The sequence below is a fragment of the Litorimonas cladophorae genome (genome assembly GCF_014652455.1).
In the GTDB taxonomy this organism is placed as follows: domain Bacteria; phylum Pseudomonadota; class Alphaproteobacteria; order Caulobacterales; family Maricaulaceae; genus Litorimonas; species Litorimonas cladophorae.
Genome location: NZ_BMYV01000001.1, coordinates 402208 through 418449, shown reverse-complemented (window position 1 = coordinate 418449; position 16242 = coordinate 402208). Strand labels below are relative to the sequence as shown.

The 16242-nt window shown below is 52.0% G+C and carries 15 protein-coding genes; 3 read left to right on the top strand and 12 right to left on the bottom strand.

What is annotated here, in order from left to right:
* Window positions 1-75: 75 nt before the first annotated feature.
* From IE073_RS02080 to thiS, 5 genes are all read right to left on the bottom strand, one after another.
* Window positions 76-2256 (bottom strand): TonB-dependent receptor, encoded by a 2181-nt coding sequence (locus IE073_RS02080; protein WP_189580681.1) that lies wholly within the window; start codon window positions 2254-2256, stop codon window positions 76-78.
* A gap of 156 nt (window positions 2257-2412) precedes the next feature.
* Entirely contained in the window at window positions 2413-4044 is a 1632-nt protein-coding gene (gene pyrG, locus IE073_RS02075) for a CTP synthase (RefSeq protein WP_189580678.1), read from the bottom strand.
* 54 nt (window positions 4045-4098) lie between these two features.
* Complete coding sequence (gene secG / locus IE073_RS02070; RefSeq protein ID WP_189580675.1) at window positions 4099-4458, bottom strand: preprotein translocase subunit SecG; 360 nt, start codon at window positions 4456-4458, stop codon at window positions 4099-4101.
* Between the two features lie 105 nt (window positions 4459-4563).
* Complete coding sequence (locus IE073_RS02065; RefSeq protein WP_267905557.1) at window positions 4564-5346, bottom strand: thiazole synthase; 783 nt, start codon at window positions 5344-5346, stop codon at window positions 4564-4566.
* 2 nt (window positions 5347-5348) lie between these two features.
* On the bottom strand, window positions 5349-5552 hold the full coding sequence (thiS, locus tag IE073_RS02060) for a sulfur carrier protein ThiS (protein ID WP_189580671.1): 204 nt from the start codon (window positions 5550-5552) through the stop codon (window positions 5349-5351).
* A gap of 62 nt (window positions 5553-5614) precedes the next feature.
* Here thiS and aroQ point away from each other — a divergent pair, with 62 nt between their 5' ends.
* From aroQ to accC, 3 genes are read left to right on the top strand one after another with little or no spacing between them, the layout of a single operon-like run.
* Complete coding sequence (gene aroQ, locus IE073_RS02055) at window positions 5615-6061, top strand: type II 3-dehydroquinate dehydratase (RefSeq protein WP_189580668.1); 447 nt, start codon at window positions 5615-5617, stop codon at window positions 6059-6061.
* Between the two features lie 47 nt (window positions 6062-6108).
* The gene (accB, locus tag IE073_RS02050) at window positions 6109-6600 is read left to right on the top strand and encodes an acetyl-CoA carboxylase biotin carboxyl carrier protein (RefSeq protein WP_189580665.1); all 492 of its coding nucleotides are present in this window, start codon (window positions 6109-6111) and stop codon (window positions 6598-6600) included.
* Between the two features lie 2 nt (window positions 6601-6602).
* Window positions 6603-7988, top strand: coding sequence for an acetyl-CoA carboxylase biotin carboxylase subunit (accC, locus tag IE073_RS02045; protein WP_189580662.1), 1386 nt, complete (start codon window positions 6603-6605; stop codon window positions 7986-7988).
* Here accC and IE073_RS02040 read toward each other — a convergent pair.
* The 7 genes from IE073_RS02040 to IE073_RS02010 form a co-directional block, all read right to left on the bottom strand.
* Window positions 7985-8731 (bottom strand): hypothetical protein, encoded by a 747-nt coding sequence (locus IE073_RS02040; RefSeq protein ID WP_189580659.1) that lies wholly within the window; start codon window positions 8729-8731, stop codon window positions 7985-7987. The genes accC and IE073_RS02040 overlap by 4 nt on opposite strands.
* Before the next feature lie 35 nt (window positions 8732-8766).
* Window positions 8767-9690, bottom strand: coding sequence for a phytoene/squalene synthase family protein (locus IE073_RS02035; RefSeq protein ID WP_189580656.1), 924 nt, complete (start codon window positions 9688-9690; stop codon window positions 8767-8769).
* A gap of 49 nt (window positions 9691-9739) precedes the next feature.
* Window positions 9740-11230, bottom strand: coding sequence for a cytochrome c peroxidase (locus IE073_RS02030; protein ID WP_189580653.1), 1491 nt, complete (start codon window positions 11228-11230; stop codon window positions 9740-9742).
* A 730-nt stretch (window positions 11231-11960) separates the two neighbouring features.
* Window positions 11961-12473: a DUF1993 domain-containing protein gene (locus IE073_RS02025; RefSeq protein ID WP_233349735.1), complete on the bottom strand. Its 513-nt coding sequence runs from the start codon at window positions 12471-12473 to the stop codon at window positions 11961-11963.
* A 36-nt stretch (window positions 12474-12509) separates the two neighbouring features.
* Window positions 12510-14048, bottom strand: coding sequence for a phytoene desaturase (locus tag IE073_RS02020; RefSeq protein WP_189583698.1), 1539 nt, complete (start codon window positions 14046-14048; stop codon window positions 12510-12512).
* An 8-nt stretch (window positions 14049-14056) separates the two neighbouring features.
* Entirely contained in the window at window positions 14057-15277 is a 1221-nt protein-coding gene (gene crtY, locus IE073_RS02015; RefSeq protein ID WP_189580650.1) for a lycopene beta-cyclase CrtY, read from the bottom strand.
* Between the two features lie 434 nt (window positions 15278-15711).
* A complete protein-coding gene (locus IE073_RS02010; protein ID WP_189580647.1) occupies window positions 15712-16170 on the bottom strand; it encodes a cytochrome c maturation protein CcmE in 459 nt (152 codons plus the stop codon).
* Between the last annotated feature and the right edge of the window lie 72 nt (window positions 16171-16242).

Below are 16242 nucleotides of genomic sequence, written 5' to 3'. Positions count from 1 at the left end.
TAAGCGCCTCACTCCAAACCAAAAAGCCCGCCTCCTCTCGGAGACGGGCTCTATTTTTTGATGTAAGCTGGTAGCTTAGAAGTTGGCGCGGGCTGCGACGCCGATGACGCGAGGCTCGTTCACGAACCCAGTCAAGTTGTTGAAGTCGATGCCGCCCTTAAGGTTGGCTTCATTCGTGATGTTACGCGCGAATAATGCGACGTCATATTTGCCATCATCCATCAAATACCCAACGCGTAAACCGCCTTCAAAGTTACCGTTGGAGTTAAACTCAGCAGACTCATAGAGGAAGAAGTTCGTATCGCCTTGGACAGCCCAATCGGTGAAACCGTAAAGCTCATTCCCGTTGCCCATTTCGATGCCGTAACGCGCCGTCACGTTGAATGTGAATTCAGGCGCCTGTGGGAATGGGTTGCCTTCGACATTAGCCAGACCGTCAGCATTCACGTTGTCCAGAACCGTACACTGAGCGCCACATGGTGCGACCAGAAGGTTATCTTCCGTGATCTTCGTATTATTCCAAGCAAAGCCTGCCGTCAGGTCAAAATTATCTGTCGGCGCATATTCGATATCCGCTTCGATACCGTAACCGCGACCATCCGCGTTGACGAGCTGGTTAAAGTTACCCAATCCACCAATCGCAGAGAATTGCAGATCATTTGCGTCGTAATAATACAACGCGCCGTTCAGACGCAGACGGTTGTCCATCATCAAAGATTTGAAACCGACTTCGTAGGAATCGATTGTCTCAGAGTCGGCGGTTGTTGGCGCGCCAAAGAAGGCCACATCGCGGCCTTGGATCGTTGGTGCGCGGAAACCGCGAGCAATACGTGCGTAAACATTGATGTCGTCTGTCAAAACGCGGGCCAATGCGAGGTCATAGCTGACTTGCTCATCAGAGGTTTTGACATCGTCAACTGGGAAGTTTGCAGCTACGGCTTCGAATGTCTTTTCATCATCCGTGTAACGCAATCCGCCTGTCAGCGTGGTGAGCTCATCAATTTCAACAGAGACTTGGCCAAACAATGAGAAAGAGTTGTTCTCGTGACGCACAGTCGTCGCAGGTGCGAAGAAAGGGTTCGTCGTGATTTCCAACTCACTGTCAAAGAAGAACATACCGGCTTGGAAATTCCATGGACCGTCACTGTCTGATGTGAGGCGGAACTCCTGCGTGATTTGGTCCAACTCATCGACACCGTCGAGGGTCGCGGAGTTGAACGGAATGTTACCTGGGAAGGAGCCGCCCGGTAAGAATGCTGCGCCTGATCCACCGTCAATGTCGCCTAACGACGAGCCGTTGGCTGTTTCATACCCAGTGATCGATGTGAAAGTGAGCGTATCTGACGCTGCGATGTTCAATGTCGCAGAATATCCTGTGTTGGAATAAGACTGCGGGTTGTTGTCGCCTTCATCGAAGAAAACACGGTCGCGATCGAAGTTTTCGTTCAGGTCATTGCTACCCGCGCTTAGGATGTTCGCGCGGAACAATGAGGCTGTGGCATCCAACTCGCGAGAATGCACGTTCAGCAAAAGATCGATGCGGTCATTTGGGGTCAAGAGAACTTGTAGGCGTCCAGCGATGTCGTCAAATCCACCCATGACGTCATTTTCGCCTGTAAAACCATTGTCGATGTAATCATCACGTTGCGAATACATGCCCGATGCGCGAACGGCGACTTTGTCACCGAAAGTACCGCCGATGGCAGATTCAACTTTCGTAGAATTGAAAGTGCCAAACGAGGCCGACACGTAGTTTGGCGCATCTGCACCCGGTGTCACACTATCAAATTTCACGATACCTGCTGGCGTGTTACGGCCGAAGAGTGTGCCCTGCGGTCCGCGAAGAACTTCGACGCGCTCTTGGTCGAAGATTGGGAAGGATTTCAGGATCACGTTCTCTTTAACGATACCATCCATGACAACTGAAACGGGCTGTGACGCAGCCAAATCAAAGTCTGTGTTGCCCAGGCCACGAATGTAGAAACGCGGTGCAACACGACCATTGGAGCTTTCAGCGTAAAGGCCAGGAACACGAGTCGCGAGTGCGCGAACATCTTCGCCAGCGATCAAATAGGCGTCGAGTGTTTCCGTAGGAACCGTGGCAACGGAGAGCGGCACGTCTTGGACGTTTTGCTCACGTTTTTGCGCTGTGGAGATAACAACATCGAGGCCAGCGTCTTGTGCAAAGGCTGGCGCAGCGAAGGAAACGGCGATCGCAGCTAACGCTGTCGAGCGAGTGAGGGATTTAAGAGTCATGGAATTCGTCCGGGGCTTCGTGCGCATGGCGCAACTTGGTGACTTAAAGCGCGCCCGATATGACCGAAAGTTAGAAGAGTCGACCTAAAGACCCAGAAAAGGCCGACTCTTTATTCAGGTTGTTGCATTTCTGTCACAATCCGCGTCACGCCGCCCTCAAACGAGGCGACTTCGCTTAACCGCTGCGGCTATGAAGCCCTTAAACAAGGGATGCGGTTCGAAGGGGCGGCTTTTGAGTTCGGGATGGTATTGCACACCAACGAACCAAGGGTGACCCGGGATTTCTACGATCTCAGGCAGAACACCATCGGGCGAAAGGCCCGAGAACTTTAGGCCAGCGGCCTCTAGTTTTTGGCGATAATCAATGTTCACTTCATAACGGTGACGATGGCGTTCGCTAATGGTTAGGCTACCATATTCCTGGGCAACCAAACTGCCCTCTTCCAAGATCGCATCATAGGCGCCCAAACGCATCGTACCACCAAGGTCCGTATTCGCGGAACGTTCAAGACGTTCATTGCCCTTTGTCCACTCTGTCATCAACCCGACAACATTCTCGCCATCGTCGCCGAACTCTGAACTACTGGCGGTATCAATCCCAGCCAAATGGCGAGCGGCCTCCACGACAGCCATTTGCATGCCGAGGCAAATGCCAAAATATGGCACATCATTTTCGCGGGCAAATTGGACGGCTTTGATTTTACCTTCCGTTCCGCGCTCGCCGAACCCGCCGGGAACGAGGATCGCGTCCATTCCCATCATGACATCAACGGCTTCTGATGTTTCGAAGTCTTCAGCTTGGACCCAGTGGATTTTAACCTTCACATCATTTGCAATTCCGCCATGCACCAGAGCTTCGGTGATCGACTTATAGGCGTCGGGCAGCACCGTATATTTACCGACAACGGCAATATTCACGACGCCGTTTTCGGGATTATGAAGTGTTTCCGAAATCCCCTGCCAGCGTGACAAATCTGCCTCAGGCGGATTTTCGATATCAAAATGGGCGAGAACTTCGCGGTCCAGACCTTCGGCGTAATATGCCAATGGCACATCATAAATCGAACGCGCATCCAAACCCTGAACAACAGAACTCTCGCGGACATTTGTAAAGCGCGCAATCTTGCGGCGGTCACCCGGATCAATGGGACGGTCTGCGCGACACAGCAAAATGTCAGGCTGAATACCGATGGAACGAAGCTCTTTGACACTATGCTGTGTCGGCTTGGTCTTCATTTCGCCCGCGGTTTTGATATAGGGCATCAATGTGACGTGTAGGAAGCAGGTATTATTGCGCGGCTGCTCTTGACTGAACTGACGCAGGGCCTCGAAAAACGGAAGACCTTCGATATCACCTACGGTTCCCCCAACTTCGCACAGAACGAAATCGACATTGCCCGCATCAGACGCGATGAAGTCTTTGATTTCATTCGTCACATGCGGAATCACTTGAACCGTCGCACCCAGGTAATCACCCCGACGTTCTTTGGCGATGATGTTCGAATAAATGCGCCCTGTCGTAATGTTGTCAGACTGCGCAGCGTTCACGCCCGTGAAGCGTTCGTAATGGCCTAGATCCAGATCGGTTTCGGCACCATCATCAGTCACAAAGACTTCGCCATGCTGATAAGGACTCATCGTACCCGGATCGACGTTTAGATAAGGGTCGAGCTTTCGCAGGCGGACTTTGTAACCGCGCGATTGCAGCAAAGAACCTAGCGCAGCTGACGCCAAACCTTTGCCGAGAGACGACACAACGCCGCCCGTGATGAAAATGTAACGTGGCATAGAGGCCCGCCTTCAAATTTACTGGCGGGTTGCAAGATCAGGCGATTAAGTGCCCTACTCGTCCTTTTCAGGACCCGCATCTTCGGCCGGGGTTTCCTCGGCTAACGGGGTTGTCCCTTCGGACGAATCGACGGGCTGCGTCAAGGGCTGCGAGACAGTTACATCATCGATAATCAGGTTATCCTTATTTTCGATCTGATAGACAACCGAAAGTGCCAAGCAATTGATAATGAAAAACGCGCCCAGAATGCCTGTCACGCGCGCAATCGAAGTTGTTGCCGACCGACCGGACATCAATCCGCCGCCGCCGCCGCCGCCAATACCGAGCGCGCCGCCTTCGGAACGTTGAATCAGAATCAAACCCGTCAGGATAATACTGATGATAAGCTGAATAATAAGCAGAACGGTAGACATGGGATGGTCCTAAGCAATAGTCGCGCGGCGATTAGACCAAACAAGTCGGCATGGCTAGAGCGGATTACAAGTGGCAAACTTGCCGACAATACGCGATTTTGCCTCTTACTTTATCAACCCTGTCATCGGTGAACTTGGCACGGCATATTGTTTGCGCTCAATCCGCCCCGCCAGAAACGCCTCACGACCTGCGATAACGCCGTGTTTGAAGGCCCGCGCCATGCGGATGGGATCTTTCGCCCCTGCGATGGCCGTGTTGGCGATAATTCCGTCTACGCCGAGTTCCATAGCTGCGGCGGCCTCAGACGCTGTGCCCAATCCTGCATCTACGATGACGGGGACGGAAACGGCTTCCTTGACGAGGCGAATGTTTGTTGGGTTGAGCAAACCTAGGCCCGAACCAATCGGCGCGGCCAGAGGCATAATGGCACAAGCCCCGGCCTCCTCCAGCTTTTGACAGTAAACGGGATCATCCGTGCAATAGACCATGACGTCAAAGCCATCCGCGACGAGGAGTTTCAGGCTCGCCAACGTTTCCGCCATATCTGGATAAAGATGAACATTGGACAGCACTTCGAGCTTCACAAGGTTCCACCCGCCAAGTTCGCGTGCCAAACGCAAGGTCCGCACAGCATCGTCGCCAGTGAAACATCCCGCCGTATTCGGCAAATATGTCGTGGTTTTTGGATCAATCGAATCCATGAGCAGCGGTGCATCAGGCTTGTCTAGGTTCACGCGACGAATGGCAACAGTCACCATTTCTCCGCCAGCCGCTTCGAGTGCAGCGGCGTTTTCTTTATAATCTTTGAATTTACCTGTTCCGATAATCAGACGAGATTGAAATTCACGACCAGCGATAATGAGTGGGTCTTTGATGCTTTGGGGCAAAACTAACCACCTCCGATAAAATGTATGATTTCCAAGACGTCATTCGTCTCAAGCACCGTCTCCGCATAGGCGGATTTCGGGACGACTTCGCGATTGCGTTCAACCGCGATTTTTCGCTCGGGCAGCCCCAAATGCGCAATAAGTGTCGCAACCGTTAGGCCGTCAGGTAGATCATCGTGATCTTTGCCATTGATGAGTAAGTGCACAACAATTCCGAGTGTTGAAATAAGGGTCAACGCGCGTTACCACGCCGTGAAGAGGGACATCAATGACTAAGCCCATCCATATTATCAACGGTCCAAATTTAAACCTGCTCGGCACCCGCGAGCCTGAGGTTTATGGCGCGGACACGTTGGACGACATCAAAGAGTTGTGCGTCGAAGTCGCAGCAGCCTTGGACCGTGAAATCGTGTTTGTTCAGTCCAACATCGAAGGCGAACTGGTCAATTTCATCCAAGCCGCAGGCCGCGATGGCGCTGGAATCGTCATTAATCCAGCGGCTTACACACACACGTCGATTGCGTTGCATGACGCGTTGAAAGCTGTGGATGTCCCGTCCATTGAGATACATTTATCTCAACCTGCTAAACGGGAAAGCTTTCGTCGTCGCAGCTATGTCGCAGAGGCCGTCCATGGAACAATCAGTGGATTTGGCGCAGACTCTTATGTTTTGGGGCTACAAGCGCTCTCAAACCTGTTAGACACAAACGATTAGCCGATTCACCCCCGTAAAATTGGGGGACAATGGTAAGGAGAGAGACCATGGCAAAAGAGAATAGCGAACCGACCGCAAAAGACCTGAAATTCGTCAAAGAACTCATGGTGCTGCTGGAAGACTCCAGCTTGACTGAAATCGACTTCCAAAAAGGTGACTTGGGTATCAGCTTATCCAAAAGCGGGCCAAGCTCCTCTGGCGTTCAACACATCATGGCCGCACCAGCTGCCGCAGCACCTGCTCCCGCTGCTGCGCCCTCTATGCCAGTTGCGGCAGTTGAAAAGCCGAGCGACGCGGCCTCTCATCCTGGCGCGGTCAAATCCCCTATGGTTGGGACAGCTTACACGCGCCCGTCACCCGATGCGGAGACATTTGTAAACGTCGGCGATAAAGTCAAAGAAGGCGATACGATCATGCTCATTGAAGCTATGAAGACGTTCAACCCAATTGTCGCGCCAAAATCTGGCAAGATCGAGCAAGTCTTGGTTGATGATGCCAGCGCCGTCGAATTCGGCGAAGCCCTTTTCATCATCGTTTGATCATGCCCAAGTCCGGAAACGTGGCGAACGCCAAGAACCAAGGTCTTTTCAAAAAAGTCCTCATCGCGAACCGCGGCGAAATTGCGCTGCGCATCCACCGCGCTTGTAAAGAAATGGGCATCGCCACCGTGGCTGTGCATTCTGAAGCTGACCGCGACGCCATGCATGTTAAGCTGGCCGACGAGTCCGTCTGCATCGGTCCGAACAGCGCCACCGATAGCTATCTCAACATTCCCGCCATCATCTCGGCTTGTGAAATTACTGACGCCGATGCGGTCCATCCGGGTTATGGCTTTCTCTCCGAAAATGCCCGTTTTGCCGAAATCGTCGAAGCGCACGGCATGGCTTTCATCGGCCCTACAGCCGAACACATCCGCATCATGGGCGATAAAATTACCGCCAAAGAAACCGTTATGGCCGCGGGTATTCCCTGTGTCCCTGGGTCAAAGGGCTCGGTGACAACATATGCCGAAGCCAAGGACGTGGCCAAAGAGGTAGGTTTCCCCCTTCTCGTCAAGGCCGCCGCGGGTGGCGGTGGACGCGGTATGCGTCTGGCGGAAACAGCAGAGAAACTTGAAGAAGCACTCTCCGCGGCGCAACAAGAAGCGATTGCAGCGTTTGGGAATGGCGAAGTTTATCTGGAACGCTACCTGACGGGCGGTCGTCACATCGAAATCCAAGTTCTCGCAGATACGCATGGCAATGTTGTGCATCTCGGCGAGCGTGATTGCTCTCTCCAGCGTCGCAACCAGAAGGTTCTCGAAGAAGCCCCCTCGCCGACCCTGACCGCCAAAGAGCGTGAAGATATCGGCGAAGTCGTCGCAACCGCTGTCCGCAAGATCGGCTATCGTGGCGCGGGCACGATTGAGTTCCTTTATGAGAACGGCGAGTTCTTTTTCATCGAAATGAACACGCGTCTTCAGGTCGAACATCCTGTGACCGAAGAAATCACCGGCATCGACCTCGTGCGCGAACAAATCCGTATCGCAGCAGGCCTCGAGCTCGGATATGAGCAAAAAGACATTCAATTTAAAGGCCACGCGATTGAATGCCGTATCAATGCCGAAAATCCGCGTACCTTTGCGCCCTCACCCGGCAAGGTTACGAATTTTCACGCGCCAGGCGGCATGAATACGCGCCTCGATAGTGGCCTGTATGCAGGCTATTCCGTCCCGCCACATTACGACAGTTTGATCGGTAAACTCATCGTCTGGGGACACACCCGCGAAGGCGCAATCCTACGTCTGCGCCGCGCACTCGGTGAAATGGTGATTGAGGGCATTCAAACGACAATCCCGCTGCATCAGGCGCTGATCGACGATCCAGAATTCCAAGCTGGGGATTATAATATCCACTGGTTGGAGAAGTGGTTGGACGCGCAGGATTAGAGTTCAATTCTTTCCATCTTGGAAACCGTGAACCGCTTAGGCCCTCCATATTTCCAAGAGATACTCGAAGCGAAATCGTTTTTTCTTGGACTAATCGTTAATATTCCTGACTTCACGATAACAATTCCACAAAGATGGATTAGGTCAGGAACATATAGTGCATCGACAAACTCCGCCTGAAAAGTTTGTTGAGTTTTCCTGTCTTCATAGATCACTTGACTGGTGACAGGTCCAAGGATTGATGGCACTTGGCAAACAATACGAACGGAATATGAGGATACTTCCTTCTCGAATATCTTAATCGACAGGCTCTGCCCTCGATTGAGTAACTCGAGTTTAGCGGTATCGATTTTATCAGATTGGTCGCTTGCAGAAACTAACTGACAAGCCTGACCAATCAACTCAATCATCTGAACTTCTTGTTCAACCTGATTCAAATCCAACCATAGCGACAAATCCAATCCGACATAAACCTGACGGTTCCAAAGATGGACACCATCAGAAGTCGAATGTTTCGGTCCCATATCCTCATCTGGATAAAATTGGATATGGACCTCGGTAAATCCTGGGAGATGAAAGTCTAGCTCTCTCAGTTTCAGGAAATACCTCTCAGCAATGTTCTGGACCGCTAGCCGTGAAGGGAAGGTATCGTCAAAACTTCCAAACGTCGCAAATTTATCGTACTTATGGCTAGCAGAAAAGCATCGAATACCATTTATCAATCTAGGGATCAGCTTAGCCATACCAATCATATAGCTCCGCGAACTATACTATCGTCTTAAGGCCGTTCGTAAAATCCCGTCCTATCCGTAACCCCAACATTCTTCCTTCCCAGCGCAGGGCCAACGGCCCCCAACGCCAATACAATCTTCCGCCCATTGCTCGCCCCAACACGACCCTCCCAAGCCTCAGGACCGCCCTTGCGTAGATTCTCGCCGATCTCGCGATAGACTTTCAACGCCGCGCTAATCGCCCAGGCGCATCTGAAATCAAGTTCTTTGATCCCGACTTTGGCGCTGGCGTAATATTGTTCCGCGATGCCCAGCTGCATACAGGCCGCGGCATGTAGCGCGGGCCAGTTTTCGCGGTTGAGTTGGGCCTTGGCGTCAATGGGCGCGCCGGCGGCGATCAACAGTTCTTGCGGGACGAAAACGCGGTCGGCTTTGGCGTCATCAATCACGTCACGTGCAATATTCGTCAGCTGGAACGCGAGACCCAAATCACTGGCGCGGTCGAGCGTCGCCTCATCGCGCACGCCCATGATGTTCGCCATCATCACGCCAACGACCCCCGCGACGTGATAAGAATAATCCAGAATATCATCCACAGACTTATACACGCGCGCCTCGGCGTCCATTTGGAACCCCATGAGCAAGTCAAATGGGTGGCGGTGATCGATGTCATGGGTTTTGATGACGCGCGCCAATCCTGCGAAAACGGGGTTGTCCGTCGGCTTTCCCGCCAGCGCATTTGATGTGTCTTGGCGGAGCATGGATAAGCGTTCGCTTTGTCCTGTTTTGTAATCTTCGATTTGACCGTGGCCCATTTCCTGTCCGTCGATGACGTCATCGCAATATCGGCACCACGCATAGAGCATGGCCGCGTCATCGCGCAGCGCAGGTGGCAAAACGCGGCTGGCTAGCGCAAAAGATTTAGACCCCTTTTTGATAGAGGCATTTCCGTGGGCGACAACAGTATCCATCCGCCGTGGATAAGGTCACCCGCTGCCAATGGGAAGCGGTTTCACCCGCCTAAAACGGATCAGACCACTTTGCATCTGTGTAAACATTGGACCCCGACAGCGTATTCAAAAACGCAACGAGTTGCGCCTTTTGTAAATCTGATAGGTTCAGGTTTTGCGGATTATCATTCGGCGCCAATAAGGGGTCAATTGTGTCTAGGAACCGCTGGCGAAGTTCTGGGTCAGTTGTTGGCACTTCGATTTGATCATAATGATTGACGACGTCTAAGAGGGTTTGAAGAGACCCATCATGCATAAACGGACCATTTGGTGTTCCATCGGGAGCGGCAACATCGCGGAGTGACGGGGAGCGGGTGTTCTCGAACTCCAACTCATCAGGTGCCCCTGCAACACCGACCACGCCATTCTGAAGACTGCCGCGTCGGATATCAAACTCTGGTGCTCGGTGACACGCTTGGCAACCTGCGCCGCCTTGGTTGGGCGCTGTCAGAAAGAGCGTTTTTCCTGCATTCTCATCTGCCGTGAAATTAGGGAAATCGGCCGCATTATTGTTTCGCTGCGCCCGCCCCTCATCAAATTTTGAATCGAAAGACCAAATACTTTTTGTGAATTGTGCCAGCGCTAATTGCAGGCGTTCTTCGGTAACTTCGGCATCACCATAAACAAATGTGAAGAGCTCCTGATAATATTCTAGCGCCTCTAACTTTTCGACAAGTGCGTCAAAATCTGGACGGCCATTCTCACCGCTAAACCCGTGTTCATTGGGGTCCGTGAGAGGTTGAGTTTCTTGCTCTTCGTGACTGCCTGCGCGCTCATCCCAAAAGAAATTCGTTTCTTGCGCGAATTGCGTGTTAACCAGCCGCATAGAATGACGGCGTGTGAGCCCTCCGTCGACACCTGTGCTAACAACATCGGAGTCTGTAAATCCAATCGACTGTGTGTGGCAGCTAGAGCAGGAGATAGAATCGTCGAAAGACAACGCCGTGTCGTAAAATAAAACCCGACCCAAAGTGGCTCCCGCGTCCGAAATTGGGTTTCCATTCGTGTTGAGCTTCGTGATGTAATCAGGAATGGTCTGGCCCTGGTAATTCTCCAAATTATCCAGATCGATACGTCCTGCAAATTTCGCAATCACAGCATTTTGGTCCGTCCCAGCGGGCGCAATGACAATGTCGAAACTGTCGGTGGCGCTGCCGCCCTTCCCGTCACTTGCTGTAATGGTCACCGTGATGGTGCCTTCGGATGACGGTGTTCCAGAGATGAGTCCTGCCGCATCCGTCAGCCCTTGAGCGGCTGGATCGTAGCTGACTGTGTAAGTTAAAGGATCACTGTCATCATCGGTAAAACTGGCGTTCCCTTGGGTAGCGTCATATTCGAACGTTACGCCAATTGTCCCGGTTTGGTCGGTATTGGCCGACGCCAAAATTGGCACCTGATTGACTATAACGGGCGTTGGGCTGATCCCCGATGCCTCGCTTTCGTCGCCGCCGCAGGCTGATAATAATACGGAAGCAAGGCACACACTCAGTAGGTATCTCATATTTAGGAATCGATCTCTTAGCCACATCTTCCAGTTTGAATTGGCGGTATCACAGAAACGTTACCAATGAATATGCGGTAACGTGGCTTAAGAATCCGACAGGTTATACCGTGTTCCTCGAGATCAATCCTCATTAAAACGCGGGTTTTCCCTTCCACGCACAACATAGTTATATGAGTTCTCAGTCGAAATTATCGATATGTTTAAGGGACTTAGCGGAAACTCGCCGGACACAGAAAAATCTTCGAGATCTTTTCGTGAATTTCGTATCCGCGCCTTTAATTTCGGCTCTATGTTTAAATGGTTCTTTCGGACACGGGACAGGCAAGTGATCATTGACTGTGTAGTGTTTGTAAAAACATCGCACTGGTGCATTTTACCTTCGGTAAATTGCACTAGCTCGTCCGAAAGACGGTGTGCCTAGCTGCATTTGGTAATGCATGTGCAGAGGGGCCGAGTAGCGCGTGCCTTACCCCCTGGAACGGGGGCAATCCAGTGAGGCCGCTACCCGAGAAACACTGCCGCGTGGTCCTGCAATTAAGCGTCAGCTTGAATGCAGTGTGTGTTCGCCTAGCAAGCGCATACACATCCATACTTGAGTAAAACATTTTTCTATTTCGGTACTCCGTCGCGAGTATTGGCCACGCGGACGTCCCACCTTACCGGGTAACGCAAAACCCGCCGTTCCCCAGATGGACGGCAGACGTTTTCGCCTGCCGCAAATCCGAGCCTACGGATTTCCACCAAAATAATCGATCTTACCCAAGGGCACGCCGTTGTGGCGTAAAATGTTATAGACCGTCGTCACGTGGAAATAGACATTCGGCAAGGTGAACCCCGAAAGATAGGAAATACCTGTGAAATCCATCTCGCCGCGTGGACCCATTTTCACTGAAAACTCGCGCGATTCTTTGCCGTCTAAATCATCCGCCGTCACGGACGCGATGTCGGCTTTCGCTTTCTCCAATACCGCATAACATTCGGCAAAGCTTGTCGGCGCACCGTCATAGCTTGGCGGCTCCATACCCGCGATACGAAACGGCGCGTTCTTGGCGAGTTCGGCACAGGTCTGAACCTGTTGGCTCAGCGGCCACATGTCGGGCGCAAGACGTGCATTCATAAACACCGCTTCGTCAATGCCGCGCTCGGTCGCATTCGCTTCAGCTTTGCGGAGAATATGCGCGAGATTATCCAATAGGCGCGGCAGCGCATTCACAGCGTTCGACATGGAAAGTGTAGACATAAGCAGGTTCCTATTCCGGTAATTTCGTCGAACACACTATGTATTGGCAGGCCAGTCAGCAACAGCTTTAACTTTCGACAGCTCGCCTGCAAAATCATCTGCAACGACCCCCGCCGTCGCTTTCGCCGCACCCACGACGCCCGGAACTCCTGCACCAGGATGTGTACCAGCGCCTGTCACATACAAATTGGAAATGACGTCGTCGCGGTTATGCGGACGGAACCACGCCGATTGCGTCAAAATCGGTTCAACCGAAAAGGCACTGCCCAAATGGCTGTTCATCTCATCACGGAAGCCGAAAGGCGTCAGCGTGTGCATGACCTCAAGATGATCATTCAAACCTGGAATGGCGTGGACTTCGAGATAGTCGAGAATCTTTTGCGCATAAGCGGGCCCGATTTCGTCCCAATCCAGATCGGCGCTGCCCAGATGCGGGACAGGCGCGAGTACGTAATAGGCAGACTTGCCTTCGGGCGACATCGTAGAATCCGTGACGCTCGGCGCGTGGAGGTAAAGCGAGAAATCGTCAGAGAGCTTGCCGCCCTTCCCAAAGATTTCGGCGATCAGTTCCTTATACCGTTGGCCGAACAGAATGATGTGATGTTTCAAATGCTCTGGCGTCGGAATATCGAGACCGAAATAAATCACAAAGAGCGACATGGAATGACGTTTCTTTGTCAGGGCCTTGCCGTATTTCTGGCCGCGCTTATGCTTCCGAAGCAACTGTTTGTAAGTGTGGACGACATCGGCATTGGACGCGACCATATCGGCATTCATCGTCCAGCCATCGGCCGTTGTGACACCCGTGACGCGGTCGCCTTCGGTATGAATATCAGTGACTTCGGCGTTCAAACGAACCTCGCCGCCAATATCTTTGAACAAGCTGATCAGACCAGACACCAAAGCGCCCGTGCCGCCTTTGGCAAACCATACGCCGCCCTTGCGTTCCAGCGCATGGATCAAGCCGTATATCGCAGAGGTCGCAAAGGGATTACCGCCCACGAGAAGCGATTGGAACGAGAGGAGCTGGCGCGTCTTCTCATCCTTCACGAATTTGGAAACTTGGGCATAAACACTACGGTCAGCGCGCAGGCGTACAAGTTGCGGCGCGGCGGCGAACATCTGGCTCATTTTCAAGAAAGCCGTCGTTCCGAGCTTCTCATAGCCTTCGCGGTAAAGCTCTTGGGAATAGGCAAGGAATTTGCGGTAGCCCGCCACATCATCAGGATTGCGGCTCGCGATTTGCTGCTCAAGGAAGTCTTGGTCGTTATTATAATCCAGGACTTCGCCGTCTTCCCATTGCAAGCGATAGAACGGATCGACGGGCAGTAATGTGACGTAATCATCCATCTCCTTGCCCGAAACTTCGAACAGCTCCCGCAAACAATCGGGATCAGTAATGACGGTTGGACCACCATCAAATTTGAAGCCGCCCTTCTCGTACACATAAGCGCGTCCCCCTGGCTTATCGCGGTTGTCCAAAAGCGTCGTTTGGAAGCCCATCGCTTGAAGGCGAATGGCGAGCGCGATGCCGCCGAAGCCTGCGCCGACAACAATGGCGGTGGGGCGTATCATGGTTTCAGTCATTTAGATGATTCTCGTTTAGCGCGTTCGCGCTTGATAAAAGCGGTCTCGCTGAAATTATACAACGCCTTTAGTACGGGCACGGGCGGCTTTCCGATGAGGATGCGCGCTTTGTCGCGGCGCGTCAGCGTGCCGGCATAAAACCGCTCGATCAAACCTTGGTTCAGACCGTAAAACCGTTGGAGGACAGCGTAGCGTTCGGTGGGCTTTGCGGCGCGGAAGAGCATACGGTTAAGGAGACGGAGGAAGCGTTCGTTTCTCTTTTTGACCTTCTTCAGAAGGCCAACATTAAACTTCATCTGCTCACCATCCATTGGGAAATTTGTCTCTCGTGCAGTCTCAAATTCCCACGCAGTCCAGTATGCAAGGTCCAATGCATCTGGGAAGCTATAACCTGTCACTGCGTGATAAAATCCACCACGAATACCTATTTTAGTGGAAGTTTTCAAATATGCATGAGGGTGAACATCGTTAGCCAAAGTAATCGGCAAAACGCCCGTCTCTCGCCTAATCACCTCATAATGATCCACGCTCAAGCGATCTCTGATATAGTCCTTAATGCGCGCATCGACCTCTTGGCTCTGCAATTCGGGGCCGTCGGTGTAATACGTGTCTTCAACAAGGAGTTCAGTCTCAGAATAAGGCAAGCAATAGACAAAGCGATAACCACCTAGCTGCGGAACCGTAGCGTCCATAATGATGGGGCGTTCAACACCATGCGGCGTTTTGGTTTTGATGACGTGGCCGACGAATTTTTGATAACCAAGAAATACATCGTCATTCAGCTCGAAACCCCGTGCATCTAACACGCAGGTTGCCGTCAGTTTTTCACCACTCTTTAAAACCACAAATTCAGGAGAAATATCCTCAACCGATGTATTCAACAAAACCCGCAACCGTCCTCTGTCGATATGCGGCTGCACACAGGCCCGCAACGTGTCGCTATTCCCCGTACAATAGGGAATATCCAAGATACGCTTTCGCTTTGGGAATTTCACATCATATCGGTCCCATTGATGGGCGATGAAAGGTTTTATCCAATCCCGCAATTCCTCGGACACATCGGTGAGGTTGAAAGACCAAGTATGATCCCCGCCGATGCGCTCAGAAGCTTCGAGAATTTGAACTGTTAGATTGGGGTTTACATCAAGGCAGCGCCACGCCGTCAACAAGCCCGAAAGGCCCGCTCCGACGATGATCATGTCTGCCTTATCGTTCATAAAGTGCGGTTTAGAGGTCAAAGGGCAAAGTGCAAGGCAAAGCCAATGATGGAAGATGGCACCAGTAAAAATTAGCAGACGTCACTTCAGTCGATACTCACAGTGAGATACCGGCCATGACGCCACGACAATCCGACGTTGCAAAGAGGTGGGGTGAAATCAATTTTGTGGAAATTAACCATAAAAAACAGAGATTTCTTGCATTTTTCTCAAATCAAAACACCGTGAATCACTGCAAAAGAAAAACTTCCTGTCATAGAAGTTACTTTCAGCGAAAGCTGGATTCGGCGGATGGCTAGCCCCCCCATATTGGTTATGCCGTTTGCTACACAAGATACCAACGATAGTTGGGATAGAGGATGGCCCTGCCGCCCCACATTGGTGGGGTCATCCACTCTCTTCTGACTGGTAGCGCGTCCTCAAAATCTCGGTGTTCAAGACCTTGGTGCTTTTTCTCCATCGCGGTAATCTATCACAGGCTGATAGTTTTCATCATGCTTGGCCAGAACTTCTACGGCTTGAAAATGCGTCGGCGACGTCAAACGTCCTGACACAACGACGCCCTGCCCTTCGCGAAACAAATCAGGCAAGGCTCCCGTGTAAGTCACGTGAAGGTCATGCGCCATGTCGCGCTCGAAATCATCGATCAGGAACCGCGTTGTCAAACCTTGCGTGACGACTGTATCGTCTTTGACCAAGCCACCGATCTTAAAAACATCAGAACGCGATTCAAAGCCTTCCGCCACAACATCGGACGGATTTTCGAAAAATTGCGTGTTTTCATTCAACGCTTGAAAGACAAGAAATAGTCCAGCCACCAATAGAGCACCCAATATCCCAATCCAAAGCAAACGACGGTTTCGGTTTGGAGGGGTTATGCGAGCTTCGGTCATGCAGACCAAATAACAGGCTGGTTGAAAGCCGCAAGTGAGCGCGACAGCGCTAGAGCGTGGCCCACTGTCGAA